Here is a 1,777-nt window from a genome sequence, read left to right as displayed (position 1 = left end):
CGACGTCTGCAGCTGGGCCATGTTCGCGTGCACCGCGCCGTACTCCACGACGTAGTCGCTCTCGGTGAGTTCGATCTTGAGCGCACCCGCCGGCAGCGCGGCAGCCGTGCACAGCGTGAGCAGCCGGTCGGCGTAGTGCGGGTCGCCGAGCTCGATGCCCGAGGCGTTCACGCTCACGTAGAACGGCGGTGCCCCCGGCTCGACGGGCATCGCCCAGCCAGACGCGATCGTCACGGCGGTGTCGACGATCCAGTCGCCCAGTCGCGGCATCGCGCCGCTCGCCTCGCACAGCGGGATGAATTCGGCCGGCGAGATGGCGCCCCGGGTCGGGTGCGTCCAGCGCAGCAGCGCCTCGGCGCCCACGGCCCGCCGGGTGCGCAGGTCGACGATCGGCTGGAACACGAGGCTGAACTCACCGTTTGCGATGGCCTGGCCCACGGCCGTCGCCGTGGCATAGTGCCCGCCGTGGATGCGGGTGGTCCCGCGCCCCGCCCGTTTGGCGCTCGAGAGCGCTTCGGTCACCCGGGTTCGGAGCCCGGAGGCCGTCTCGCCCGGTTCGTGGCCGGCGATGCCCGCGGAGAACCCGTGGACATCCGCCCGCATGGCCTCGATCGCGGCCTCGGCTTGCCAGGTGGTCAGGCCCGGCAGCAGGATCGCGAATTCGTCGCCGGCGGTGCGAGCGACGACCGTGCCCGAGTCCGGGCCGCCGAGCCGGGCGCACCGGGCGGCGAAGTCGATGAGGATCGCGTCGCCATAGGCCCGCTGGCGCACCTCGTTGGTGAGCGTGAAGTGGTCGAGGTCCACGAGCACGACCGTGCTCACGGAATCCGGGCTGGCGGTGCGCACGTGCTCGTTCAGGATGCGTTCGAAGTGGGCGCGGTTGCCGAGCCGGGTCAGGTCGTCGGTCTCCGACTTCAGTGCGCTCATCACGAGCCAGTGCAGGCCGAAATTCGCGATGATCGCCGCGGGGATGATCAGGAGCAGGTCGATGCCGCGCATGCCCGGGTGCACGAACAGCGCGGTGACGACGAGCACCGTGCCGGTCGCGGCGAACGGCAGCGACTGCACAATCGGCAGGAGCATATAGGACAGGGCGAGCGCGACGAGAACCCACGTGCTCATCGCGAGAGCGGATGCCGTCGTGTCGGCGAAGTAGACGCTCACGGAAATGCCAAGGAGGACAACCGCGAGCATGACTGTGCGCACGGCCAGGGTGAAGTGACGGCGCAACATCAGGAAGAGAAGGCCGGTGGCCAGGGCGACGCACGCCATGATCAGGTACAGCCCCGCCAGCGGCGAGGCGCTCTCCCGGAGCATGCCCGCATAGGCGAACAGCTCGAGCGACCCGATGACCGTCAGGCTGCCCAGCAGCAGGCCGGCTATCCGGGGATTGTCAAAGGTTCCGGGATGGAACGCGACTATCAACTCGCCCCGGAAAAGCCTTCCCATCGTCCCCGCCGGTCGTGTTGGACGATTCCCCCCTGAATCGTCCATCAGCCGGTGATCTGTGGTGGGGCCAGGGCTGGCCCGTTCCCGCGCTCGGGAGCAAGCTCCCGATGCGCCGCGTTGCATACAAATGTGGTGCCCATGCTGCGAGCCTACCGCCGCAAGAGAGATAAGCAGCGCATTCCCTATACACCGGTGCACGTGACTCCGCTATGCACTCAACCCCGCGCACACCGCGGCAAGGTCGGCGGATGCCACGGGCCGGGAGAACAAGTAGCCTTGCGCAAAGCGGCAGGCGTGGTCTTCGAGCCAGTCGGCCTGGACATCCGTT

The 1,777-nt window shown here is 68.7% G+C and carries 1 protein-coding gene; it reads right to left on the bottom strand.

From position 1 onward, the window contains the following. Positions 1-1,449, bottom strand: a 1,449-nt coding sequence (locus tag E3O44_RS18580) for a GGDEF domain-containing phosphodiesterase (RefSeq protein ID WP_166792720.1), incomplete at its 3' end; no start/stop codon positions are given. Positions 1,450-1,777: the final 328 nt, after the last annotated feature.

The organism is Cryobacterium algoricola, assembly GCF_004402485.1.
Lineage (GTDB): Bacteria > Actinomycetota > Actinomycetes > Actinomycetales > Microbacteriaceae > Cryobacterium > Cryobacterium algoricola.
Note: the sequence above shows the minus strand (reverse complement) of the source record. Positions and strands in the feature narration are given on the sequence as shown.